This window comes from Flagellimonas algicola (genome assembly GCF_005937185.1).
Classification (GTDB): domain Bacteria; phylum Bacteroidota; class Bacteroidia; order Flavobacteriales; family Flavobacteriaceae; genus Flagellimonas; species Flagellimonas algicola.
The window spans coordinates 68,236-92,144 of the sequence record NZ_VCNI01000001.1 but is presented as its reverse complement, the minus strand read 5'-3'; the positions used below and the strand labels follow the sequence as shown (position 1 = coordinate 92,144).

Genomic DNA, 23,909 nt, shown 5'->3' with positions numbered 1-23,909 from the left:
TCAAGAACAATGCTGGGATTAAAGCTGCCAACAGACCCAAGATGGGTAAATATTGTGGAGAAGAACATTGAAGAAATTCTTACCGATCATGCATATTGTGAGCAAAAAGCCGCCAGTATGGCCATCTCGCTGATTATAGGGTTCCCTGAAAAATCTGAATTGGTCAAGGAAATGACAGCTTTGGCAAGAGAGGAAATGGGACATTTTAATATGGTCCATGACAAAATACTAAAAAGAGGCTGGGTGCTTGGTAGGGAACGCAAGGATGAATATGTGATTGAACTTATGAAGTTCTTCCCAAAGGGGGGCAGTAGGGAAACACACCTTGTACATAAGTTACTCTATGCAGCCATGATCGAAGCAAGAAGTTGTGAGCGATTTAGACTGCTTTCCGAAGAAATCAATGATGCGGAACTATCTGAGTTCTATAGAAGTCTGATGGCCAGTGAAGCCAATCATTATACCATGTTCCTAAAATTTGCACGTAAATATGGAAATCGTGAGGAAGTGGATGAAAAATGGCAACAATTATTGGATTATGAAGCTGAACTCATGAAAAATCTGGGCAAAAAGGAAACCATGCATGGTTAATTCTCCTGATAATACAGCGTCTTGATCATCCCATCTGCCAATCCAATTTTGGGTACATGAATTTTTTTGGCACCACTCCATTTGGCTGCCGATAGAAATATTTTGGCTGCCGGAATAATTACATCCGCCCGGTCCTGATTTAACCCCAGCTCAGAAATCCTGTCTTCATACTCCATGCTGTTCAAAAAATGATATTGGGCATTGAGCCAAATATAGGATAAGGGCTGACCTATTTTCCTTCCGGACATCTTGTGTAATTTATTGATGTTTCCTCCAGAACCGATAATCTCAACTTTGGTCTCCCCTTTTAAGTTTGCCGAAATCCAATCTTGGACAACATCCCACAACTCCTCCTCCACCAAGTCTTCTAAAATTCTGACCGTACCAATTTTAAAGGATTTTGAAACTTTGAGCTCTCCGCTACTAAATATGGTGAACTCCGTACTTCCCCCTCCCACATCCACATAGAGGTAGGCCCTATCTTTTTTGATGAGTTCCTTCAAATCGGTGGAAGCGATGATGGCAGCTTCTTTTTTGCCATCAATAATCTCTATCCCAATCCCAGATTCTTGGAGTACCGCGGCAACAACTTCATCACCATTTCTGGCTTCCCTTAACGCAGAAGTTGCAGTGGCCATATATTTTTCAACTCCATAGATATCCATCAGTAAATCGAAGGATTTCATGGTTTTGATCAGGCGTTGTAAGCTGTTTTCCGAAATTTCCCCTTTGGTAAAAGAATCCTCCCCTAACCTGACCGGTACACGGATAAGGGCACTTTTTTTGAACGCTGGAGGTTTATCCTCATGCTCAATAACGTTATGCACCAATAGCCTAACGGCATTGGAGCCAATATCAATCGCTGCCAGCTTGCGAATAATCAATTTGGAAGAATTAGGATTCTAGTTTCTGTTTGTAATAATCATATAGGGCAAACTGGGACCTTGTTTCGGTGTCTTCCGCGGTTTTCTCACGATATGCATTGTCCTGATTTGCGGAAAAAACTCGGGCCTTTTGGTTATCCTTCCATGAAATATCGAAGGTATCCAGTAGTTCTTGTTTGATATCCGGATCGTAAATAGGACAGCCCACCTCTACCCGAAAATCAAGATTCCTTGTCATCCAATCCGCAGAAGAAATATAGATTTTGGGATCTCCTTCATTACCAAAAATGAAGAGTCTTGGGTGTTCCAAAAACTTGTCCACCACACTTATGGCCTCAATATTTTCACTCATGCCATCAACACCAGGGACCAAACAACATACACCCCTAATGATAAGCTGAACTTTTACCCCTGCCCTACTTGCCTCATATAATTTATCCACCATCTTGTAAGAGGTAAGACTGTTCATCTTAATCCTGACAAAGGCTTCCTTGCCCACCAGCGCATTGGCAATCTCATTATCTATGAGTTTCATAAAGGTGGTCTTGGTATAGTGTGGAGAAACTACCAGATGCTTGTACTTGTGAATCTTGTAATTGGTTTCAAAAAAGTCGAATACCCTGGCCATTTCCTTTAGGATTCCCTCATGGGAGGTAAACAGGGTATAGTCCGTATAGATTTTGGCAGTAGATTCATTGAAGTTTCCAGTACTAATGAAGCCATATCTTTTGATACCTTCGGACTCTTCCCGCTCAACCAAACAAATTTTACTATGCACTTTAAGCCCAGGTACACCAAATATGAGGCGGATGCCCTCTGCCTGGAGCTGATTGGCATATTTGATATTGGCTTGTTCGTCAAATCTGGCCTGCAATTCAATTTGTACCGTGACCTGCTTCCCATTTTTGACCGCATTGATCAATGCAGATGCTATTTGGCTATCATTCGCGAGTCTATAAATCGTGATTTTGATGGCCCTGACCTTTGGGTCCAACGCTGCCTCCCGTAAAAACTTGGTCACATAGGAAAAGGTATGATAAGGTGTATAGATCATGTAGTCCTTTTGGGCTATCAGTTCCAACAAACTCCCGTTCATACTGAATCCCTTTACAGGTAATGGCTCTATTTTTTCGTACATAAGGTCATCGCGCCCCAAACTTGGGAATCCCATATAATCCCTACGGTTGTGATAACGCCCTCCAGGAATAACACTATCGGTATCCACAATGTTCATCTTCTCTTTAAGAAACTGAAGGGTGTCCTTGTCTATACTTTTGTCATAAACAAAGCGGACGGGATCACTTATTTTTCTATGCTCCACGCTGGAAGAAATCTTTTGGATAAAACTTTTGGTCAAATCATTGTCAATATCCAACTCCGCATCTCGGGTAATCTTAATCATATGTGCGGAAATCGACTCAAACTCGAACATGGTAAACACACTGTCCAAACAAAAGCGAATGAGGTCATCAAGAACAATGATGTAGTTTTTATCCCCTTCTTTGGGAAGCACAATAAACCGGTCTATCCCTTTGGGTATCTCAATAAGTGCATATCTGTTGTTGTTAGAGGCCCCATTTTCATTTTTGGTCATGACTATTTTTACCGCCAGATAAGCAGCCGTATCCTTTAACAATGGGAATTCAGTGAGATCATTAAGAATAATGGTCATCAGTTCCTGGTTCACCTTCTTGAAAAAGTAATCCCGAATGAACTCAGCCTGGTTTTCATTAATCTCATTCTCGTTGATGATAAAAATGTTCTCCTCCTTAAGCTCTTCCTCTATATTTTCCAGAATTTCTTGACTACGTGTTTGCTGCTCAATAACAATCTTGGTGATTTCCTCCAACAAATCCTTGGCCTTTTCACCACCCAAAACACTCTTTCCTTTTTTTCCAGCATCCACAATGCGTTTGACAGTTGCATAGCGCACTTTGAAAAACTCATCCAGATTATTACTGAATATACCCAAGAACCTTAACCGGTCAATCAGCGGAACTTTTTTATCCACACTTTCCTGAAGTACCCTTGCATTAAAATGCAACCAACTGATTTCCCTGTTTACGTATTCGTTCTTTACTTTAATCATGAATTATTTAAGGTGTTTTGGAAAAATTATCGTTTCTGAAGTTCCTTTTGCTACTTTATCCCAACTATCCGTGTTGAATTTGATGTGAACCAGTCCAGACGTGGGAACGTTATCAATATACTGATCTCCCCAAGTATTTGCAAGCGTTGTGAAGGCATAATTATGCCCGAATATCATGACGGTTTGGTGTTGGTTATCCAAGCCCTGAACAAAGTTCGCGACGCTGTTACCAGAAAAATCATAAAGTGCTTCCTGGACCTGAAAATTGCTTAAATCAAAACCGATATTCCTTAGCACGATCATACTGGTATGGAGTGCCCTATTGGCTGGGCTTGAAAAAGCAAAATCAATTGACAGATTACTTTCAGCAAATTTATTGGACACCAAGCCAGCATCCCTTATCCCGCGTTCTTTTAATGGTCTGTCTTTGTCCGAAACATCGTACTCCCAAGACGATTTCCCATGCCTGACCAGAATTAATTGTTTCATTGTAATCGCTTTATGGTGCCAACCGTTCTATCTTCCAATTCAAATCTTCCTGAAGTTCATATCTAATTCTGTCATGAAGTCTGTTGGGTCTTCCCTGCCAAAATTCAATGGAAACTGGTCGTACCAAATAACCGCCCCAATGCTTGGGTCTTTCAATTTCTTTTCCCTCCAGTTCTTTCTCCAGTTCAGCAAGCTTCTTTTCCAACACTTCCCTTGAACCAATAACTTCACTCTGATCCGACACTATGGCACCCAGTTGACTTCCCGCAGGTCTTGATTCGAAATAGCCGTCCGACAGGTTTTCAGCAATTTTTTCAGCTTTTCCCTTTATGATCACCTGCCGCTCCAAATTGGGCCAAAAAAAGGAAAGGCACACCTCAGGATTTGCCAAAATAGCCCGGCCCTTTTCGCTATTGTAGTTCGTATAAAAAATAAACCCCTCATGCGTGTATTTTTTCATCAGAACCACCCGATTTTTTGGAAAGCCATCCAAACCGATGGTGGAAATAGTCATGGCGTTAGGTTCATCTGGGCCGCCAGCAGCCTCAATCTCATAAAACCACTTTTGAAACTGCTCCAACGGATTTTCCTTAATGGAATCTTCCACCAAGTTACTTTTCTCGTATGTTTTGCGATAACTGCTTAAGTCTTCTTGCATATCCCCAAGGTTCTACACAAATTTCAGCAAAAGAAGGCAGAATAGAAAGGCAGAAGGGCTAGATATCAAAAGATTTTCCGTCATCGGCCAATGCCACTCTGGGAAATACCTCCAAGGCTTCCTCTTTGAACAAGTCGATGGACTTATATCGGGTAGAATAATGTCCCAAAATCAAGTTTCCAACTTGAGCCTTATGCGCAATTTGGGCAGCCTGCTTGGCGGTGGCATGTTTGGTTTTTTGACACAATCTTGATTCGGATTCCAAAAAGGTGGATTCATGGTACAACACATCCACATTTTCAATTAGGGGCAAGATAGTTTCGTTATATGCAGTATCACTGCAGAAGGCGTAACTCTTGGGATTCGGTGGATCCAAAGTGAGTTTTTGGTTTGCCACCTCAACCCCGTTGGCAGTTTTCCCATTGGCCCCGTTTTTAATGTTGTTAAATTGGCTGCGATCAATATTATGTTTGGTCGTGGCTTTTACGTCCAGTTTTCTTGGTGCTGGTTTTTCCTTAAAAAGGAAGCCGTTGGTGTATACCCTATGGTCCAATGGAATTGTTGACACACTTACGGAATCATCTTCAAACAACAACTCTGTATCCTTGGATTCAAGCTCGTGAAAAATCAATGGATAGTTGGTCCAAGAATCCCCTAGTTTTAAAAACAAGGTCACTGCTTCTTTGATCCCCTTAGGACCGTAAATATGTAGTTCGGATTCCCTGCCCAGTAACCTAAAGGTGGAAATAAGGCCTGGAAGTCCAAAAAAATGATCTCCGTGCAAATGGGAAATGAAAATATGTTTGATTCGGGAAAACTTAATCTTGTATTTCCTCAACTGCACCTGGGTACCCTCTCCGCAATCAATCAAGAAAAGGTGATTTCTTACTTCAAGAACTTGGGAGGTAGGGTTGGTAAAGGTACGTGGGGTGGCGGAATAACAGCCAAGAATCGTTACTTTCATTTACCATTTAACATTTATCATTCAACATTAGATTCCCAAATCGCGTTCAATTTCTTCCATTTCAATAATATCCTTGGCCTCCTGAATGGTTGGCACCACACTTATTTGATCAGGAATTTCGTCATACGAAACCTTGTTCGTGACCAAGATAAATGATTTACCGGTGTTTTTGTGTGCATTTGAAATATCCAAAAACTCCAAAACATTCCCAGCTGACAGCTTACTGAACGAAAACAAATTCACGATAATGTTATCGTGCTTGATTTTGGGATACCCTTTTCTCAAGTTATCCAGGAAGGTTTTAAGGGAGGTCTTTTCCTGGAAAACAATGGTTGTTGTTCCTTCCTTATCAAAAATCATGATATTATTTTTTTGCCGCAAGCAAGTAAATTACCGCCATGCGTATGGCTACTCCATTTTCAACTTGCTCTAAGATAATGGATTGATTTGAATCTGCCACATCACTGGTGATTTCAACCCCGCGATTGATAGGTCCCGGATGCATGATCACAATCTGTTTGTCCAGACTATTAAGCAAAGCCTTGTTCACCCCAAATTGTTGGGTGTATTCCCTGGTGGATGGGAAATAACTAATGTCCATGCGTTCATTTTGGACGCGGAGCATATTGGCCACATCGCACCATTCCAGTGCTTTCTTGAGATTGGTCTCAACTTGTACCCCCAAAGATTCAATATGCTTTGGAATCAGCGTCTTTGGGCCACATACCTTTACATTGGCGCCTTGTAGCTTTAGTGCGAAAATATTAGAGAGTGCTACACGGGAGTGCAAGATATCCCCAACAATCACCACATTTTTTCCGCCCACATCTCCCAATTTCTCTCGAATGGAATATGAATCCAGCAAAGCTTGGGTAGGATGTTCATGGGCACCATCCCCGGCGTTAATAATGGAAGCATCCACGTGTTTTGACAAAAAGATTCCTGCTCCCGGATTCGGATGACGCATTACAACCATATCCACTTTCATGGAAAGGATATTGTTTACGGTATCTATTAAAGTCTCCCCTTTCTTGACCGAAGACTGGGAAGCCGAGAAGTTGACAACATCTGCGGACAGTCTTTTTTCCGCCAGTTCAAAAGAAAGTTTGGTACGGGTGCTGTTTTCAAAGAAAATGTTGGCAATGGTAGTATCCCTGAGCGTGGGTACCTTTCTAATGGAACGGTTTATGACTTCCTTAAAGTGGTCTGCTGTTTCAAAAATGAGCTCAATATCCTTCTTGTTCAGATACTTAATTCCTAATAAGTGGTCTACACTTAGTTCGCTCATTTCAAATTATTTATTTACTAAATACACAACATCTTTCCCATCGTTCTCCTCCCACATTACCTTGACCTTTTCCTCATTGATGGCATCTACCTGTCGCCCCCTATAATTGGGCTGGATGGGCAGGTGCCTACTAAATCTTCTATCTATAAGAGTCAAAAGTTCAATATCAGAGGGCCTGCCAAAAGATTGGATTGCGGTCAGTGCAGCTCTAATGCTTCTCCCGGTATAGAGCACATCATCAATAAAGACCACGTTTTTATCTTCCACCAAAAAGTCAATTTTGGTGGTGTTGGCTTTCAAGGTCTTGTCGCCCCGACCAAAATCGTCCCTGTAAAAAGTGATGTCTAAAAAACCTAGCTCAATATTCTTCACCTTATAATCTTCTCGAAGAATCTTCGTCAATCGCTCTGCAAGAAAAACCCCTCTGGGTTGTATTCCGATTAAAGCTGTATTGGAAAAATCGAGATGATTTTCTAACAGTTGGCAAGCCAAACGATGCAGTATGATGTTTATCTCTTTGGAGGTAAGAAGTACTTTTTGGCTCATTTGCTAGGCTACCAACTGGGTTGCATGCAAAAGTAAACATTTCTACCAAAGATTACGGCACAAAAAAAGCCCCGACTGTTACCAGTGGGGCTTTGTTTTGGTAATAGAACCGGATTACTTTTTCTTCGAATCCGCTTCCATTTTATCCTTCAACGCCTGTAATTGTGCATTGGCATCACCAAAAGTAGTTTTGGTCTCCTCTGCGGATGCTGCAGCCTTTCTTCTGGCAGCACTGATATTGCGTTCTTCTTGCTCTCTAAAGATGGCTGTGTGACTTGCCACAACTCTCTTGAAGTCCTTGTTGAATTCAATGATCTTGAAATCAACCTCTTCTCCTTTGCCAAGTTTTTTACCATCCTCTTTTTCCATGTGTCTTGAAGGAACAAATCCTACAATATCCTCATTGAAATTAATGGTAGCTCCTTTGTCAACAACCTCTGCGATAGCTGCCTTGTGAATAGTTCCTTCAGCAAACTCATCAGCATATTTGTCCCATGGGTTTTCAGTGGTCTGCTTGTGACCCAAGCTCAACTTGCGTCCTTCCACGTCCAATTCCAACACTTCCACTTCCAAAGTGTCACCAACGGTAACGAACTCAGATGGATGCTTGATTTTCTTGGTCCAAGATAGGTCAGAGATATAGATCAATCCGTCAATACCTTCTTCCATTTCTACAAAGACTCCGAAATTGGTAAAGTTTCTAACAATTCCTTTGTGTTTTGATCCCACAGGGTATTTGGAAGTGATATCGGTCCATGGGTCTGGCGTCAATTGCTTGATACCCAACGACATTTTACGATCTTCACGATCCAAGGTCAACACAACCGCTTCAACTTCATCTCCAACTTTCACGAAATCCTGTGCAGATCTCAAGTGGGTAGACCAAGACATTTCAGAAACGTGAATCAATCCTTCAACACCTTCAGCAACTTCGATAAAGGCACCGTAGTCTGCAATAACAACTACCTTACCTTTTACTTTGTCTCCAATTTTGATCTCATCGCCCAAGGCATCCCATGGATGTTTCTCCAATTGCTTAAGACCCAACTGGATTCTGGATTTATTGTCATCAAAGTCAAGGATTACAACGTTCAATTTCTGATCCAACTCAACAACCTCGTTCGGGTGGTTGATACGGCTCCAGGAAAGATCGGTAATGTGAATCAATCCGTCTACACCACCAAGGTCGATAAAAACCCCGTAAGATGTAACGTTTTTGACCACACCTTCCAATACTTGACCTTTTTCAAGCTGACCGATGATCTCCTTCTTCTGCTCTTCAATATCAGCTTCGATAAGTGCTTTATGGGAAACCACAACGTTCTTGAACTCGTGGTTGATTTTCACCACCTTGAACTCCATGGTCTTCCCTACATACTGGTCGTAATCGCGAATTGGCTTCACATCAATTTGAGATCCAGGCAAGAACGCCTCGATTCCAAATACATCCACGATCATACCACCTTTGGTTCTGCATTTTACAAAACCGGTAACAATTTCCTCTTTGTCATGGGCAGCATTTACGCGATCCCATGCCATGATGGTTCTTGCTTTTCTGTGCGACAATACCAATTGACCGGTTTTGTCTTCACGTATATCTATTAGAACCTCAACTTTGTCCCCTACCTTAAGATCTGGATTATAACGAAATTCGTTTAGGGAGATAACTCCTTCGGATTTTGCGTTGATATCGATGATAGCTTCACGGTCCGTCATGTGAACTACGGATCCTTGAACTACTTCCTCATCGGCAGTATCCACAAAATTCTCCTCAACAAGTTTCTCAAACTCGTTTAATTTGCTGTCTTCAACCTTCTCAATACCCTCTTCGTATTTGTCCCAGTCAAAGTTGTCCAAAAATTCTTGGGGATCTTGTTGGGTTTGAACCTCTTCTTTAACTTCTACAGTCGCGGTAGTTTCCTCTACCTCAACTTTTGCTTTTTCTTCAGCCATGTGCTGATACAAATTTGTATTCCACAGTTTTCAAGAGCTTGGCGATGCTGTGAAAGTGATTAATAAATATTTAGTTTCTATAACAGTTCCCTTTCTTCTCTTGTGGTTCGCCAAAAAAGGAGTGCAAAAATACAATTAATTCCTTGTTTTACAAACCCTTGTTGGCACTATTTCAAATCCTTGGATTATTCATGGAAATTTAATCTGAAATGTGACTTTATTTGATATCTTGTTTCTTAATATTAACCATTAAAACATTAAAGAACATTATGAGTGTAAAAGCAAAATATCAAGCAGTTTTGGATTTGGGCCAAGAATTGGCAATCAAGGGTGGTGACGTGTCGGAAGATGGTGGCGTTTTGAAAATCAAAGGTGAGGCCGCTACCCCTTATGAAAAGAACGTTATTTGGGATAAAATCAAGGAAATTGGAGGGCAAAGTCCTTCGGATATCAAAGCCAATATCACTGTGGGCGATGAATCTGTTTATCACAGACATACAGTAAAAAGCGGAGAATCCTTAAGCAAGATTGCCAAACATTATTACGGGGATGCCATGAAGTACAAGCAAATTTTTGAGGCCAATACCAATATTTTAAAGAATCCGGATTTAATCCATCCTGATCAAGAATTGGTGATTCCGAATCTATAAGAATCCACAGGCATTTGTTCCGAAACTTTGGGTATTGAAAGTTTTAAGCTTCTGGAACCTATTGAAAGGCACGATTTTATTTATGTAAGATCGTGCCTTTTGTATGCCATTAATTATAACTTGTGGGCATCATTCAATCTCGAAACTAAACGTCATGGTAAAATTTAACTTGAAACCACTTATAGTAGGTGTTATTTGCTCTCTGCTATTTTCGTCTTGTGAAAATAAGGTCAATGCACAGGCGCTATCTGCCCAAATCGCGGATCATGCGGTTCAAATACAGTCCATTTCTCCTGACGCCACTGATTTTTCGGACTTAACACCTTTAAAAAAAGTCATTGGGGATTCCAGAATTGTGCTTTTGGGCGAACAATCCCATGGTGGGGGTTCAACCTATTCAGCAAAGGTTAGGTTAATCAAGTTTCTACATCAGGAAATGGGCTTTGAGGTCATGGCTTTTGAAAGTGGCATGTATGATTGCGCCGAAATAAGTAGAAATATGTTGGCGGGGAACCCAATGGAAGATGAAGTTTTAGGCAGCATGTTTTATATGTATGCCACCAGTACAGAAGTTAAGCCGCTGTTTGGTTATATGGATGAACAAATAAAAGGCCCTAAACCTTTGTTATTCTGTGGGATGGATAGTCAGCATACAGGTGAAAAGTCGCAAAAGAATTTAGTAGCCAATTTAGAAACTTTTCTAACGCAAAATGAATCCGAAATTCAAAACCATAATAACTGGGAAGTTTTTGTGAGAAAGGTTGGGGATATTATAAAAATGGATAGGAGCGCATCAAAAAAGGATAAAGCCAAATTTTATGAGGTTATTGATCTTCTAAAATCCGAGCTGAATAAGTTTAAATCCAATGACACTGCAGTATTAAGCAATCCTGCTTTTTGGGGACAAATTGTTTTAAGTCTCGAATCACAGGCCAAAAGGTACTGGGGAGACATTCCGGATATGGACCGTGACCGACAAATGGCCAGCAACATGAGTTGGTTGCTGAATAATCCCTATAAGGACAAAAAGATAATCATCTGGGCCCATAATTTTCATATTGCAAGAGGATTGGATCCTGCGCTGCCCATGGGCCACTTTCTTAAAAACGAGTTCAAGGACGAAATGTATGCCATTGGTTTTACAGGATATGACGGTGAGTTTATCAATTTTGTGAATGACAAAAAAACGTCGATAGTCAAATCCTCTAAATCAAGTATTGAACAGTCCTTTAAAAATTTAGGCTGGCCCTACGCCATGCTTGATTTTGGTGGTTTGGAAGAAAGTTCTCTTTTAAAACAAGAACAGAAATGCCGATTGTTCAATTTTGGTGAGAATTCTGTTGTAATGCCCAATATTTTTGATGGCCTTTTTTATATAGAAACGACTACGCCCACGGTCAGGGAATAGAAAATCATAAATCACTTTAAGGTGATACGGGCTAAATTTGACGAATATCGCTAGGCGCTCCGCCATAAATTTTCTTCCAAACCCTTCCTAGGTTCTTTAATTTGAGAGGCCAGAAAGCCGTGCGGACTCATCCACGGTATTGTTCGAAAAGTTTATCAAGTTTTTGGCCAATTCCAGTTTTACGATTTGACTAAATTCAGTAATGGTTACGCCCGTTGCTTCTTTAAACTTACGGGTCAGATTGCGCGAGCTCATGTTTGCTTCCTCAGCTAACCTGTCCAAGTTGAACTTTCTTTTAGGAAACCGTGTGATTAGGTTCTGCACTTTATGAATTCCCCCATAGGGATGATTTCTATAATTGAAATAGGTACTTACTTGATGATCCTCAGGATTTCTTCTATAATAGACAATCAACTTAGCTGCAACATCGGATGCTATATAGGGTCCGTAATCTTCCTCAACAAGTGCAAGGGAAAGATCTATTCCCGAGGCGACTCCCGCACTGGTATAAACAGGAAATTCTTTGGTATATAGCACATCGGGCATAACATTGATCTCCCGATAACTTTTCTGAAAAATTTCCTGACACGTCCAATGGGTTGTGCAGGATTTCCCATTTAAAAGTCCTGCTTCCGCAAGAAAAAAAGAGCCGGTGCAGACAGAACAAATCCTTACATCTTCATTGTAAAGTGACCACAACCACTCCCAAAGGCTTTTGGGCAGCTGGTCGTAATAGTTTTGATTAAGCAGTTCTGGCCTGGTTCCTGGGATAAAAAGCGTATCTCCCTTATTAAGTTCAACTTCCTCAAAATACCGTAGTTCACTAAAAACAGGTCCTTGTGCCGTAACAATTCTATCTGATACACCCACAAATTCGATTTCGTAATTGGCACCCGAATCATTGGCTTGATCATAGACTTGAGCGGGACCGGCCAAATCTAAAATCTGCAATCTGGGCAGCAACAGAAATACAGTTTTTGACATATTTGTTTCTCAGTATTAATTCAAGATAACTTTTCCTTTATAAAGATCAACACCCTATTGATCCAAAAGTCCTTGCTTTTTTAGGTATTCTGGATAAACTCCTTTAGATGATTCTTCCTTCGCCTGCTTAATCCCTTCGAAAGAAGTAGGTCTAAGGTGAGTCCCTATAATGGTAAAATCATCCAGCTTATTTGCACGGACCCAATCCAAAAAAAAGCAGAAAATATCACCCCATGGTGAAAATTCAAAAAAACTGTCGGCCTCAATCACAACTTCATCCGAATTCACTATAACATAGAGCATATCATCCACATGGGGAGTCCTGCCAACATTTTCCACCGTTAACTCTACGTTGCCATCCGATATGCCCTTAGACCTACCCGGGTCAATAGTCTCTATCATACACTTTCGATTTTCTTCAGCTATGTACTGACCTACCCGACCTTGGGTTTTCTTGGATGTCAATACGGTAACCCCTTCTAAATTATATCCACGTAACCCGCTAACATGATCAGTGTGATTATGACTCAGCACCACATACTTTACGGGTTTATTGGGAAAATCCTTTTTTATTAAGTCCAAGAATTTATTGGTGATTCCAGGACTAAGTATGGCATCATAGACCAATATAAAATTGGGAAAAACAACAAATGAAATATTGTAGAGCTGCCCGCCCAGACCCTGATATTGAAATACATTTTTAGATACGGCTTTCAACACCCATGAATCCTTATCAAACAAGGATAAATCTTTATCCAATCTAAAGGTATCTTCCAACAATTTATCAGACTGGACTCGTTTTATAGTTCTTATCTGTCGCTTCTCATCATCAACATATTTTTCAATGCTATTAGGCACCTTAAATCCGTACAAATTAATTCTTTTACCATAAGAAATGGTATTCTGTCTCTTACCCCTTATAAGGTCATTGGTCACCCAGCTCACCTTTTGAAGCATATTGGAATCATTGATGTAAAGTCTCCTCCTCAATCCATTAAAGGTCAACTCAATAATCTCTTGGCCCTGCTCAGATTTGCCAATATATGACAGTCCTAGATTTTCATCATCCAATTTGGACAGCCACAGACCAGGGATATTCATACAATCGTCCTTAGTATTTTCAAATGGGTTGCTCGCTGAATTGTACTTCCTCAATTGAGTGGTTATGTAATAGGAGGTATCTTTATGATTGAGTTCTTCAAACCGAAGGTCATGACCACCATGATATAATGCCCGGGTGTAGTTCCTATATTTTTTATTTTCAAAGTCGTAGAACCAATGACCTATAAAAGTTTCTTTGGAATCTTCAATTTTGACCTTTTTGGTCATATCATAAGCTTGTCGTGGGTTATTGTTCAAGCCTATTAAGGTGAAGCTTACTTTTTGAACTCCTTTATACCATTCTGAATGCTCAACTTCCTTCAAGCTTTTAAATAATGTCACAGCTTGCTGTTGATCCCTTTTATGGGAAATATCCTGACCTATTGCAAAGTAAGAAAGTAGGCATTGAATGAGTAGCATCAACCCCAGAGATTTACGATGGAACATCATAGAATTTTCAATTTATCCAAAGGCTAAAACTATTCAAAAAACAAGCGTAAAGAAGGACAAATGATACTCGGATATGGCCAAAACTGCAAGTTAAAGAACACCGGAAACCTACTCCAGGACACATAAAGGTGGATTTCAAACATTTATTCTCGTTTCTGTTAGTCAGCATCTATAAAAAAGGAAGACGTTTTCCCCATCCGTCAACTCAAAAGGGGCATTCATCAATTTGTAATGGATTCCAAACGTAAGAAGTTTGAACTTCACTTATCGCATGCTAAAAAATCATTACATACAATTTTTAGCTTGATGTTGTAAAGCAGTACCAAACTATAACATTACTATGAAAACTAAGTTAGGTGAAATAAGAATTACTAATAATAAACTCCAAATAATAGATCTTGACTCCATGGACTATTATAGTGAGGACTTTATTAATGATGATGTTACAGATAAATATGGTATTATCGAGTTTGGTGAATACAATTTATTTTTTGCGGCTGTTGAAAATAAATTGTACAACGTATTTGGTATTAAATCAAAAAACGAGTTTCAAGAATGGGACGAACTCGTTGTTGAATTGAATGATGAAGAAATATCTTCTACTGAAAAAATAGGTGAACTCTATACAGATTCAACCTCATTAATTATTTATGATTCAAGTCTAATAAATAATTGGAGTGTAGCGTCTGTTGACGGTTTGGCTAATGTAGTTTGTTGGGGCCGTCATGCTTCGAAGATCGCTAATAAATTAGACCTCGAACAAAAAAGAAATGTTTATGGATGGTTTGGCATTCCATCTGAGAAAGCAGATGAATACATTAAAAAAATCAAAAGAAAAAAAAGGTTTTGGTACGGTCTTCAGTATTTTTCAGAACCACATTCTTCTAAAAATATCTTGAGATATTCCATAGAAGAATCAAAAAACAATGTGAGTGATTTAGCCTTTGGATCAAACAAGGTTATAGGTCTTGGTCTTCATCAAGATGGAATTTGGCCTATCTATATAGATTTTTCTAAAAATACTAAACCATGTAGGATTAGAATTTCACTCAAATAAACTATTGCTATAGGATGCTTTTGTTAAAAAAAGCTTTACAGCACAATGTAAAAATGCATTAAAACGAATTTTACACAAAACGATGGGTGAGCACCAAAAAAACTAACTCTTTTGGGGAGGAATTTCTACTTCTGATTTGCAATCACTCTTTTGGCACTCGCATAAACCCGCTCAAACTGCTCTTCCAGTCCCATATCACTATTATCAAATTCTATGGCGTCATCCGCCTTCCGTAAAGGGGAGACTTCTCGGGTGGAATCTATAAAATCTCTTTTCTGGACGTTTTCCAAAACCTCTTCATAAGATACTATTTCCCCTCGATCTAAAAGTTCTTTATAACGCCGTGTGGCCCTAGCTTTTGGGGAGGCAGTCATGTAGATCTTCAGCTCCGCATCCGGGAAAACCACCGTTCCAATGTCCCTTCCGTCCATAACTAGACCTTTGTCCATTCCCATTTGTTGTTGCATCTCTACTAGCTTATGCCGTACTTCGGGAATGGTAGCCACCTTGCTCACATGCCTAGACACTTCCATAGCTCTAATTTCCCTTTCAACATTTTTCCCGTTCAAGAACATTTCCGACATCTCCAATGCTGGGTTGGGAACAAAATTTAAATCAATCTTGGGTAAATCGGCAATCAAGGACGGAATATCTTCTTCACTACCCAAGTAGTTATTGTTCAATGCATGAAGGGTAACTGCCCTGTACATGGCACCAGTATCCACGTAAATATAGTTAAGCGCATTGGCCAATTTTTTAGCTATGGTGCTCTTTCCGGTGGAAGAATAGCCATCTATGGCTATGGTTATTTTTCCCATATCCCAAAAATAGATAGAATTGGAGGAAATTCCCGTACGTTAAATTAAATTAGAGTGCTTTTGCGTTCTTTACTTTTCTGCTGGTAACAGCAATGTCGATGACCTCACTCATATCCGACACATAGTGGAACGTAAGACCTTTGAGATAATCTTGTTTGATTTCCTCAATGTCCTTACGGTTATCCTCGCATAGAATAATTTCCTTGATTCTTGCCCTTTTTGCAGCCAGGATTTTTTCTTTGATTCCACCAACGGGAAGTACCTTTCCACGAAGTGTTATCTCCCCTGTCATGGCCAAGCTCTTCTTCACCTTTCGTTGCGTAAACAAGGAAACCAAGGAAGTCAACATGGTAATTCCCGCACTGGGACCATCCTTTGGCGTTGCACCTTCAGGCACGTGGATGTGCACGTTGTATTTGTCAAACACATCAGGGTTAATTCCAAACAAATCGGAATTGGACTTGATATACTCCATGGCAATTGTGGCGGACTCTTTCATTACTTTGCCCAAGTTTCCTGTAATGTTTAAGGTTCCTTTTCCTTTGGAAAGAATGGACTCGATAAACAGAATGTCGCCACCAACACTAGTCCAGGCCAAACCGGTTACTACACCGGCAACATCGTTGTTTTCGTATTTATCCCGTTCCAAACGTGCGGGACCCAATACCTTTTCCACATCTTCGTTAGTTACCTTTATATGGTATTCCTCTTCTATCGCAATGGATTTGGCTGCATAGCGCACCATTTTAGCCAATTGTTTCTCCAGATTTCTAACTCCGGATTCCCGTGTGTAACCTTCAACGATTTTTTCCAATTGGGGTTTCCCAATTTTCAAATCCTTGGTAGAAAGTCCATGTTCTTTCAATTGCTTGGGAAGCAAATGCTTTTTGGCAATCTCCACCTTTTCCTCAATGGTATAACCCGTTACATTGATAATCTCCATTCTATCCCGCAGTGCAGGTTGAATGGTTCCCAAATTATTGGCCGTTGCAATGAACATCACTTTGGATAAATCATAGCCCATCTCCAGAAAGTTATCGTAGAATTCGCTGTTTTGTTCAGGATCTAAAACCTCCAGCATAGCGGAAGAAGGATCACCTTGATGACTGTTTGAAAGTTTATCGATTTCATCCAGGATAAAAACTGGATTGGAAGTACCCGCCTTCTTCAAACTTTGTACAATTCTACCTGGCATGGCACCAATGTAGGTTTTTCGGTGACCACGGATTTCGGCCTCGTCCCTGAGTCCACCCAAGGACATACGCACATATTCCCTTCCCAACGCTTCCGCTACGGATTTCCCAAGGGATGTCTTACCTACCCCAGGAGGGCCATACAGGCAAAGGATGGGCGATTTCATGTCATTGCGCAGCTTTAAGACTGCCAAATATTCTATGATTCTTCGCTTTACGTCCTCCAGACCGTAATGATCTCTATCCAGGATTTGTTGGGCCCGCTTTAAATCAAACTTATCCTTGGAAAACTCGTTCCAGGGGAGATCTAAAAACAGGTCCAAATAGTTCCTTTGAATGGAATATTCAGCAACTTGGGGATTCATGCGTTGCATTTTGGACAATTCCTTTTCAAAATGCTCTTTTACTTTCGTATCCCATTTTTTCTTTTTGGCCTTGACGCGCATCTCGTCCACTTCCTCTTCATAGGAAATTCCTCCCAATTCTTCCTGAATGGTTTTCATCTGTTGGTGAAGGAAATATTCCCTTTGCTGCTGATCCATATCGTTGCGCACCTTGGACTGGATGTCATTCTTTAGCTCCAGTTTTTGAAGTTCCATGTTCATGTACTTCAATGTGGTCAAAGCGCGATCTTGCAGATTAGGGATTTCCAACAAGTTTTGTTTCTCAGCAACCGTCAAATTCAGATTGGAGGAAACAAAGTTGATCAAGAAGGAATTGCTCTGGATGTTCTTGATGGCGAAGGTGGCTTCGCTGGGTATGTTGGGGTTGTCCTTGATTATTTTAAAGGCCAGCTCTTTGATGGAATCAATGATAGCAGCAAATTCTTCACTGGACTCATCCGGGCGTTCTTCCGAAGCTTCTCTCACGGTTGCCGTAAAATAAGGTTTCTCCGTGATGACCTCCGCAATCTCAAAACGCTTTTTACCCTGGATGATCACCGTAGTGTTCCCATCTGGCATTTGTAGGACCCGTAAAATCCTTGCAACAGTACCCAAAGTATTGATATCCTCTACCCCTGGGTTTTCGGTTTCCTCATCTTTTTGGGATACTACCCCAATGGTCTTTGAGCCGTTGTTGGCATCCTTGATCAAATTAATGGATTTGTCCCTACCCGCCGTAATGGGTATAACAACTCCAGGAAATAAAACGGTATTGCGCAACGGAAGCACAGGAAGGGTTTCAGGTAGCATTTCCCGATTCATCTCCTCCTCATCTTCCGGGGTTAGCAAGGGTATCAACTCGGCATCTTCCTCCAAACCTTGCATGGATATATTGTCTAAACTTGAAATTTTTATCTCTCCCATATCTAATTTTCGGTCATTTTGTCATCAATGACATATATCTTCAGTCCATTTATGGGCTATAAACCTACAAATCACACTCAAAGTGGGTGATATCAAGGCTTTTGAACCCTTATTCTTAGCTACAAGGGCAATTCTTGTGCCATTAAAAATTAAAATTTCAGAAAAAGTGTAACAATTGATAATTTCATCCCTCTATAAGACAAACCATTCATTTTTTGAGCCACCAAAATGAACATATAGATGCGCTGCTTCAATCGTGCTTAATAGGCAAATCTAGTGCACAGATGGAGGTTTACAACCGCTATTACAAGGCCATGTACAACACAGCCTTTAGGATTGTAAAGGACTCCGCCGAAGCTGAAGATGTGATGCAGGAATCGTTTTTGAATGCGTTTACGAAACTGAACACTTTTAAAGGAGACGTCACTTTTGGAGCTTGGTTGAAACGTATTGTGATAAACAATAGCATCTATCATTACAAAAAACAGCAAAAAACAAGAGCTGTTGATTTGGATGATGTAATGTACAAGGTCGAAGATAATGACGGAGTTGATCTTGATCACAATGGTTATACAGAACTGAAGGCTCAAAAAGTGATGGAGACCATGAAAAGTTTGAAAGACAATTACAGAGTTTCTTTGACCTTACATTTAATTGAAGGGTACGATTATGAAGAAATCAGTGACATCATGAACATTAGCTATGCTAATTGCAGAACCACAATTTCCAGGGCAAAAGAAAGCCTCAGAAAAAAATTGACAATAAACGTTTGATTATGGAAAAGGATAATCTAGAAGAGTTGTTCGGAAGACTTCAAGGGAAGTTAGACCTTGAGGAGCCCCAAATGGGCCACCAAGATCGTTTTTTGGAGAAATTGAATCAATCCAAAGGGGTAACCCACTTGAATTCCAAAAAGTCCAATTGGTGGAAACCACTTTCCATTGCGGCATCCATTGCATTTCTCTGCTTACTTGGCATTCAGGTAATCAATACCAAGCCCAGTATAAAGGAACAGGTTGTGGAAATTGCACCGGAGGTGTCACAGACCGAATTTTACTTCGTAAACCTCATTGAAGAACAGGTGCAACAGTTACGGAACGAAAAATCTCCTGAAACTGCCCAACTTGTAGACGATACCTTAGTTCAGTTGGAAAAATTGGAAACTGATTACGAAACCCTTGAACAAGAACTGGTAAACGGAGGTAACAGCAAAATTATCCTGAATGCCATGATAACCAACTTCCAAACCCGGATAGACCTTTTGAAAGAAGTGCTGTCCAATATTGAAAATATAAAGAATATAAAATCCCATTATGATGAAAACATTACGATATAAATATGTCTTTTTGACATTGGCTCTACTTCCTCTGATGCTGGTTGCCAATAATGGCAAACTAAAAGGCAGGTATACCAAGGAAAAGACTATTAAAAAGGAGTTCAATGTAAATTCAGATGCGCTATTTAAAGTACGCAACAGCTACGGCAACCTAAACATTACCTCCTGGAACGAAGACAGGGTGGTAGTGGAAGTCCATATCAAGACCAATGGCAACAACGAGGAAAAGGTCCAGGATAGATTGGATGAAATTGATGTGGATTTTGAAAATAGCAGTAGCCTTGTGTCGGCCAGGACCATGTTTGGTGACCGTGGAAAAAGTTGGGGCTGGAAATGGGGCAGACGAAACAACGTGAGCGTACAGGTTAACTATACAGTAAAAATCCCGGTAAAAAATAGTGTGAGTCTTAGCAATGATTACGGAAACATTTATTTGGACCGTGTAGATGGCCATGCGAAAATCAGTTGTGATTACGGCAAAATAGATATTGGGGAATTACGGGGGCGGAACAACGAACTTAGATTTGATTATACTTCACGATCCAATTTTGAATACATCAATAGTGCAGAGATCATAGCGGATTACTCCGGATTTACCGTAGAAAAAGCAGGCAACTTAATTATCAAGGCCGACTATACCAATAGTGTGGTACGCGAGATGGAAAACCTTGAATATGCCAGTGATTATGGTTCCTTGGAGGTGAACGAAGTGAACAATGTATCTGGAAATGGGGATTATGTTGGGGTAAAATTGGGTACTGTACATGGAGATGTGAGTATTACTTCAGATTACGGTTCCTTAAAAATTAACCAAATGGCATCTGATGCTGGAGACGTCAACATTAAAACAGATTACACCGGAATGAAGATTGGCTACCACCCCGATTATCACTTTGATTTTGAAATATCTGCGGAATACGCTGGGGTTAGTGGTAAGGAGGCATTCGAAATCAACATTAGCAAGGAAAAATCCAGTGAAAAGTACTATAAGGGATATTACGGTTCCGAAAACTCTGGAAATACTGTACTGATCACCACCGATTACGGGGGGATTACTTTTTATCAAAATTGAAAATCAAAAAACAAAAATTAAAACACAATCATGAAAAAACTAATCACATTAACACTTGCGCTGTCCATGGTGGCAGTGACCAATGCCCAATGGGGAAAGCGAGTAAAAGGGAACGGGAACGTAGTTACCATAGAGCGTTCTGTAGGCGAATATGATGCCGTTGCTTTGGCAGGCTGGTTCGATTTAGAGCTGGTTGCCGGGCAAGAGGGAGAAATTACCTTGAAGGGGGAATCCAATCTTTTGGAGCACATTAAAACCGAAGTCAAAAATGGCAAATTGGTTGTAAAACAAGAACGAGGGGTTAATCTAAGACCATCCAGCTGGAATTCGGGCATCATAGTAACGGTACCTATCGAGGACATCAACTCTGTTTCCCTATCAGGTTCTGGAGATGTGGTAAGCCGCACTACTATCAAAGCTGATGACTTTCATGCGGGCATGTCAGGCTCGGGAGATGTTTCCCTGACTATTGAGGCCGAAAGTGTGGATGCTTCTTTGTCTGGTTCAGGAGATATTAATTTAGAAGGAAAAACTACCGACTTAAACGTTCAAGTTTCCGGTTCTGGAGATGTAAAAGCTTATGCTTTGGAAGCGGAATTTGTGACCGCACAGGTTTCGGGCTCTGCTGACATCAAAGTTACAGCTAACCAGTCCTTGGATGCACGTGTATCTGGATCAGGAGATATCAGCTACCGCGGGAATCCTAAAAAAATCAATAGCAAATCATCAGGCTCAGGAGATATTTCCAAAGGATAATAGGAGTTTATTACCAATCAAAAAACTTAAAACCGGGCCGATGTCCGGTTTTTTTATTGTCTTTTCTTTACCTTATTCACCCTAAGCAATAAGAATACCCCGATTAAAAAGAAAAGCCCCAAAAAGATGGTACTGTTCCTCATACTTCCAGTAAGTTGAGCCACAGCGCCATACAAAAAGGTACCAATAACGATTCCTATTTTCTCAGCCACATCATAAAAACTAAAGAAAGATGTAGTATCTGTGGTTTCAGGTAGAAACTTGGAATACGTAGATCTTGACAATGCCTGGATTCCTCCCATTACAATCCCCACTAGCCCAGCGGCTATGTAAAAATCCATGGGTGTTTGCAGAAAATAGGCATACACACAAAGTAGTATCCAAATAATGTTGATTACGATCAGGGTTCTCACATTCCCATACAGCTTAGATGCATAGGCCGTAAACGTAGCACCGGCAATGGCCACAATTTGAATCACCAGAATACTTATGATCAATCCGGTGGTTCGCTCCGTATCCGTTCCCCAAGCAATTTCTTCTTCACCAAAATAAGTGGCAATCAGCATAATGGTCTGTACGGCCATGCTATAGACGAAAAAAGCACCCAGATAGCGTTTCAATCGGGTTTCGCCACCCAATTGTTTCCAAACGCTCTTCAACTCCCTAAAACCATTGAGAACTATATTGGTTCTTTCCCCTTCTCGTTTGTATCCCTTAGGTAAGTGGTAAAAAGTATACTGACTAAACAAAATCCACCAAATACCTACTGAAATAAAGGAGTACTTCATGGCCTTGATTTCGGCCACTTCGCCTCCACTATCTGTAATCCCAAAAACAGCAGGCTGCATCACCATGGCCAAATTAAAAACGAGTAGAATCACACTTCCCACATAGCCAAGGGAAAAACCTTTGGCACTTACGCCGTCTTGTTGCTCTGGAAACGCTATATCGGGCAAGTAGGAATTGTTTATAGCAAAGCTTACCCAAAAACCAACCAATCCAAAGAAATAGCAGACCAAACCGAAATAGATATTCTCAAGGGAAAACCAGTACAACCCTATACAGGAAGCAGCCCCCAAATAACAGAAAAACTTAAGGAATATTCGCTTGTTCCCCATATAATCGGCAATACCAGAAACCAAGGGAGTCACTATGGCAATAAACACAAAAGCAAGTGAAGTAACGTAGCTAATTAAGGGAGCCCGGGCTATTTCACCACCAAAAATGGTCACTTTTTCTATCTCCGCCACCCTAAACAAGGCCCCGTAAAAAATAGGGAATATGGCCGAGGAAATAACCAGGCTATACACCGAATTTGCCCAGTCGTAGAAGGCCCAAGCGTTCAACAATTTCTTGCTTCCTTTAAGTGCCAATGCTCGTGCCATACCTTTTAAAATAAAAATGTCATTTACAGCAGCAGATGAAGACTTTTACATCTTCTTTGCACTATAAATGACATTAAATGTTGGTTTATCAATTGGTTATTTAAATGTTGTTACCCCATACTTGGCGGCTTCCTGCTTTGCAGCCGGCGCCCAAACCGTAAGGTTGTTGATTCTTGTATCGTTGGACGGGTGCGTGCTCAAAAACTCAGGTGGAGCCTGACCTCCGGCCTTGGCCTTCATTCTCTTCCACAATTCAGCCGCCTCATCAGGATTATACCCTGCAATGGCCATAATTTGAAGGCCGATTCTATCTGCTTCAGTTTCATGACCTCTACTAAATGGTAACATTACCCCCACCGTAGAACCCAATCCATAAGCTTGATTGAACGTATTTCGTTTCTCAGGATCTTTGATGGCAACGTTACCTGCCACAGCTCCTATTTGTTGCAACATTCCGGCACTCATACGTTGTGCACCATGATCGGCCAAAGCATGGGCCACTTCGTGTCCCATAACCACTGCAACTCCGGTTTCTGTCTGTGTTATGGGCAATATACCGGTATAGAAAACGATCTTACCTCCTGGCATACACCAAGCATTTACTGTTTCATCGTTGACCAAATTATACTCCCATTTATAGTCTTTCAAATAACCAGGATACCCGTTGGCATCCAACCATCGTTCTGCGGCAGTGGATATCCGCTGTCCCACCTTGGTAATCATTTGGGCATCAGAAGTGCCAGTTATTACCTTGTTTTCATTCAGGAATTGATCATACTGAGCAAATGCCATGGGGAAAATCTGGCTATTAGGGTAAAAATTGAGCGTACTTTTCCCTGTGAACGGATTCACCTTACAGGCCGTAATAGCCACAAAAACCGCTACGGTTAGAATAAATTTTTTCATATGTGTTAATAGTGTTTAGTAAAG

23 protein-coding genes are annotated in these 23,909 nt (G+C 40.7%); 8 read left to right on the top strand and 15 right to left on the bottom strand.

Annotated elements, in window-relative coordinates:
* The first annotated feature begins 9 nt into the window (after window positions 1–9).
* Window positions 10–591: a MiaE family protein gene (locus tag FGG15_RS00445; RefSeq protein ID WP_138832084.1), complete on the top strand. Its 582-nt coding sequence runs from the start codon at window positions 10–12 to the stop codon at window positions 589–591.
* Here the strand turns inward: FGG15_RS00445 and FGG15_RS00440 are convergent.
* The 9 genes from FGG15_RS00440 to rpsA all read right to left on the bottom strand — a co-directional run bounded on the left by FGG15_RS00440 (window position 588) and on the right by rpsA (window position 9,462).
* Entirely contained in the window at window positions 588–1,475 is an 888-nt protein-coding gene (locus tag FGG15_RS00440; RefSeq protein WP_138832082.1) for a Ppx/GppA phosphatase family protein, read from the bottom strand. The genes FGG15_RS00445 and FGG15_RS00440 overlap by 4 nt on opposite strands.
* A 10-nt stretch (window positions 1,476–1,485) precedes the next feature.
* On the bottom strand, window positions 1,486–3,564 hold the full coding sequence (gene ppk1, locus FGG15_RS00435; RefSeq protein ID WP_138832080.1) for a polyphosphate kinase 1: 2,079 nt from the start codon (window positions 3,562–3,564) through the stop codon (window positions 1,486–1,488).
* Window positions 3,565–3,567: 3 nt separating this feature from the next.
* Window positions 3,568–4,053 carry a SixA phosphatase family protein gene (locus FGG15_RS00430; protein ID WP_138832078.1) on the bottom strand — a complete coding sequence of 162 codons (486 nt, stop codon included), beginning with the start codon at window positions 4,051–4,053 and terminating at the stop codon, window positions 3,568–3,570.
* A gap of 10 nt (window positions 4,054–4,063) precedes the next feature.
* Window positions 4,064–4,711, bottom strand: coding sequence for a pyridoxamine 5'-phosphate oxidase (pdxH, locus tag FGG15_RS00425; protein ID WP_138832076.1), 648 nt, complete (start codon window positions 4,709–4,711; stop codon window positions 4,064–4,066).
* A gap of 58 nt (window positions 4,712–4,769) precedes the next feature.
* Complete coding sequence (locus tag FGG15_RS00415) at window positions 4,770–5,675, bottom strand: ribonuclease Z (RefSeq protein ID WP_138832071.1); 906 nt, start codon at window positions 5,673–5,675, stop codon at window positions 4,770–4,772.
* 27 nt (window positions 5,676–5,702) lie between these two features.
* The gene (locus FGG15_RS00410; RefSeq protein WP_138832069.1) at window positions 5,703–6,035 is read right to left on the bottom strand and encodes a ribonuclease Z; all 333 of its coding nucleotides are present in this window, start codon (window positions 6,033–6,035) and stop codon (window positions 5,703–5,705) included.
* A gap of 4 nt (window positions 6,036–6,039) precedes the next feature.
* On the bottom strand, window positions 6,040–6,963 hold the full coding sequence (locus tag FGG15_RS00405) for an aspartate carbamoyltransferase catalytic subunit (protein ID WP_138832067.1): 924 nt from the start codon (window positions 6,961–6,963) through the stop codon (window positions 6,040–6,042).
* Window positions 6,964–6,969: 6 nt separating this feature from the next.
* Entirely contained in the window at window positions 6,970–7,509 is a 540-nt protein-coding gene (pyrR, locus tag FGG15_RS00400; RefSeq protein ID WP_138832065.1) for a bifunctional pyr operon transcriptional regulator/uracil phosphoribosyltransferase PyrR, read from the bottom strand.
* A gap of 114 nt (window positions 7,510–7,623) precedes the next feature.
* Window positions 7,624–9,462 carry a 30S ribosomal protein S1 gene (rpsA, locus tag FGG15_RS00395; RefSeq protein ID WP_138832063.1) on the bottom strand — a complete coding sequence of 613 codons (1,839 nt, stop codon included), beginning with the start codon at window positions 9,460–9,462 and terminating at the stop codon, window positions 7,624–7,626.
* Window positions 9,463–9,731: 269 nt separating this feature from the next.
* On the opposite strand from rpsA, the gene FGG15_RS00390 reads away from it, so the two are divergent.
* The gene (locus tag FGG15_RS00390) at window positions 9,732–10,112 is read left to right on the top strand and encodes a LysM peptidoglycan-binding domain-containing protein (RefSeq protein WP_138832061.1); all 381 of its coding nucleotides are present in this window, start codon (window positions 9,732–9,734) and stop codon (window positions 10,110–10,112) included.
* 154 nt (window positions 10,113–10,266) lie between these two features.
* On the top strand, window positions 10,267–11,520 hold the full coding sequence (locus FGG15_RS00385) for an erythromycin esterase family protein (protein ID WP_237561707.1): 1,254 nt from the start codon (window positions 10,267–10,269) through the stop codon (window positions 11,518–11,520).
* Window positions 11,521–11,616: 96 nt separating this feature from the next.
* On the opposite strand, the gene FGG15_RS00380 is transcribed toward FGG15_RS00385, so the two are convergent.
* Window positions 11,617–12,504, bottom strand: a complete 888-nt coding sequence (locus FGG15_RS00380) for a GlxA family transcriptional regulator (RefSeq protein ID WP_138832057.1) — start codon at window positions 12,502–12,504, stop codon at window positions 11,617–11,619.
* 54 nt (window positions 12,505–12,558) lie between these two features.
* A complete protein-coding gene (locus FGG15_RS00375; RefSeq protein ID WP_237561784.1) occupies window positions 12,559–14,025 on the bottom strand; it encodes an MBL fold metallo-hydrolase in 1,467 nt (488 codons plus the stop codon).
* 370 nt (window positions 14,026–14,395) lie between these two features.
* Here FGG15_RS00375 and FGG15_RS00370 point away from each other — a divergent pair, with 370 nt between their 5' ends.
* Window positions 14,396–15,112 carry a hypothetical protein gene (locus tag FGG15_RS00370; protein ID WP_138832053.1) on the top strand — a complete coding sequence of 239 codons (717 nt, stop codon included), beginning with the start codon at window positions 14,396–14,398 and terminating at the stop codon, window positions 15,110–15,112.
* 125 nt (window positions 15,113–15,237) lie between these two features.
* Here the strand turns inward: FGG15_RS00370 and cmk are convergent, their stop codons facing one another.
* A complete protein-coding gene (gene cmk / locus FGG15_RS00365; protein ID WP_138832051.1) occupies window positions 15,238–15,930 on the bottom strand; it encodes a (d)CMP kinase in 693 nt (230 codons plus the stop codon).
* 49 nt (window positions 15,931–15,979) lie between these two features.
* Window positions 15,980–18,430 carry an endopeptidase La gene (lon, locus tag FGG15_RS00360; protein ID WP_138832049.1) on the bottom strand — a complete coding sequence of 817 codons (2,451 nt, stop codon included), beginning with the start codon at window positions 18,428–18,430 and terminating at the stop codon, window positions 15,980–15,982.
* Window positions 18,431–18,645: 215 nt separating this feature from the next.
* Between lon and FGG15_RS00355 the strand changes: the two genes are divergently transcribed.
* The 4 genes from FGG15_RS00355 to FGG15_RS00340 are packed head-to-tail and all read left to right on the top strand — an operon-like array spanning window position 18,646 to window position 21,594.
* Complete coding sequence (locus FGG15_RS00355; RefSeq protein WP_138832047.1) at window positions 18,646–19,203, top strand: RNA polymerase sigma factor; 558 nt, start codon at window positions 18,646–18,648, stop codon at window positions 19,201–19,203.
* Window positions 19,204–19,205: 2 nt separating this feature from the next.
* On the top strand, window positions 19,206–19,766 hold the full coding sequence (locus FGG15_RS00350; protein ID WP_138832045.1) for a DUF3379 domain-containing protein: 561 nt from the start codon (window positions 19,206–19,208) through the stop codon (window positions 19,764–19,766).
* Window positions 19,747–20,838: a DUF4097 family beta strand repeat-containing protein gene (locus FGG15_RS00345; protein ID WP_138835325.1), complete on the top strand. Its 1,092-nt coding sequence runs from the start codon at window positions 19,747–19,749 to the stop codon at window positions 20,836–20,838. The genes FGG15_RS00350 and FGG15_RS00345 overlap by 20 nt, the downstream gene beginning before the upstream one ends.
* 30 nt (window positions 20,839–20,868) lie before the next feature.
* A complete protein-coding gene (locus FGG15_RS00340; protein ID WP_138832043.1) occupies window positions 20,869–21,594 on the top strand; it encodes a head GIN domain-containing protein in 726 nt (241 codons plus the stop codon).
* Between the two features lie 53 nt (window positions 21,595–21,647).
* On the opposite strand, the gene FGG15_RS00335 is transcribed toward FGG15_RS00340, so the two are convergent.
* Together FGG15_RS00335 and FGG15_RS00330 are read right to left on the bottom strand one after the other, a co-directional pair.
* Window positions 21,648–22,979, bottom strand: a complete 1,332-nt coding sequence (locus FGG15_RS00335) for an MFS transporter (protein WP_138832041.1) — start codon at window positions 22,977–22,979, stop codon at window positions 21,648–21,650.
* 96 nt (window positions 22,980–23,075) lie between these two features.
* The gene (locus FGG15_RS00330) at window positions 23,076–23,885 is read right to left on the bottom strand and encodes a M48 family metallopeptidase (RefSeq protein WP_138832039.1); all 810 of its coding nucleotides are present in this window, start codon (window positions 23,883–23,885) and stop codon (window positions 23,076–23,078) included.
* Window positions 23,886–23,909 lie beyond the last annotated feature (24 nt).

Excerpts from the sequence above, each read along its gene's own strand:
- FGG15_RS00445 (WP_138832084.1), top strand. The coding sequence starts at position 10 with ATGCTGGGATTAAAGCTGCCAACAGACCCAAGATGGGTAAATATTGTG.
- ppk1 (WP_138832080.1), bottom strand. The coding sequence starts at position 3,564 with ATGATTAAAGTAAAGAACGAATACGTAAACAGGGAAATCAGTTGGTTG.
- FGG15_RS00430 (WP_138832078.1), bottom strand. The coding sequence starts at position 4,053 with ATGAAACAATTAATTCTGGTCAGGCATGGGAAATCGTCTTGGGAGTAC.
- pdxH (WP_138832076.1), bottom strand. The coding sequence starts at position 4,711 with ATGCAAGAAGACTTAAGCAGTTATCGCAAAACATACGAGAAAAGTAAC.
- FGG15_RS00415 (WP_138832071.1), bottom strand. The coding sequence starts at position 5,675 with ATGAAAGTAACGATTCTTGGCTGTTATTCCGCCACCCCACGTACCTTT.
- FGG15_RS00410 (WP_138832069.1), bottom strand. The coding sequence starts at position 6,035 with ATGATTTTTGATAAGGAAGGAACAACAACCATTGTTTTCCAGGAAAAG.
- FGG15_RS00405 (WP_138832067.1), bottom strand. The coding sequence starts at position 6,963 with ATGAGCGAACTAAGTGTAGACCACTTATTAGGAATTAAGTATCTGAAC.
- pyrR (WP_138832065.1), bottom strand. The coding sequence starts at position 7,509 with ATGAGCCAAAAAGTACTTCTTACCTCCAAAGAGATAAACATCATACTG.
- rpsA (WP_138832063.1), bottom strand. The coding sequence starts at position 9,462 with ATGGCTGAAGAAAAAGCAAAAGTTGAGGTAGAGGAAACTACCGCGACT.
- FGG15_RS00390 (WP_138832061.1), top strand. The coding sequence starts at position 9,732 with ATGAGTGTAAAAGCAAAATATCAAGCAGTTTTGGATTTGGGCCAAGAA.
- FGG15_RS00385 (WP_237561707.1), top strand. The coding sequence starts at position 10,267 with ATGGTAAAATTTAACTTGAAACCACTTATAGTAGGTGTTATTTGCTCT.
- FGG15_RS00380 (WP_138832057.1), bottom strand. The coding sequence starts at position 12,504 with ATGTCAAAAACTGTATTTCTGTTGCTGCCCAGATTGCAGATTTTAGAT.
- FGG15_RS00375 (WP_237561784.1), bottom strand. The coding sequence starts at position 14,025 with ATGCTACTCATTCAATGCCTACTTTCTTACTTTGCAATAGGTCAGGAT.
- FGG15_RS00370 (WP_138832053.1), top strand. The coding sequence starts at position 14,396 with ATGAAAACTAAGTTAGGTGAAATAAGAATTACTAATAATAAACTCCAA.
- cmk (WP_138832051.1), bottom strand. The coding sequence starts at position 15,930 with ATGGGAAAAATAACCATAGCCATAGATGGCTATTCTTCCACCGGAAAG.
- lon (WP_138832049.1), bottom strand. The coding sequence starts at position 18,430 with ATGGGAGAGATAAAAATTTCAAGTTTAGACAATATATCCATGCAAGGT.
- FGG15_RS00350 (WP_138832045.1), top strand. The coding sequence starts at position 19,206 with ATGGAAAAGGATAATCTAGAAGAGTTGTTCGGAAGACTTCAAGGGAAG.
- FGG15_RS00345 (WP_138835325.1), top strand. The coding sequence starts at position 19,747 with ATGAAAACATTACGATATAAATATGTCTTTTTGACATTGGCTCTACTT.
- FGG15_RS00340 (WP_138832043.1), top strand. The coding sequence starts at position 20,869 with ATGAAAAAACTAATCACATTAACACTTGCGCTGTCCATGGTGGCAGTG.
- FGG15_RS00335 (WP_138832041.1), bottom strand. The coding sequence starts at position 22,979 with ATGGCACGAGCATTGGCACTTAAAGGAAGCAAGAAATTGTTGAACGCT.
- FGG15_RS00330 (WP_138832039.1), bottom strand. The coding sequence starts at position 23,885 with ATGAAAAAATTTATTCTAACCGTAGCGGTTTTTGTGGCTATTACGGCC.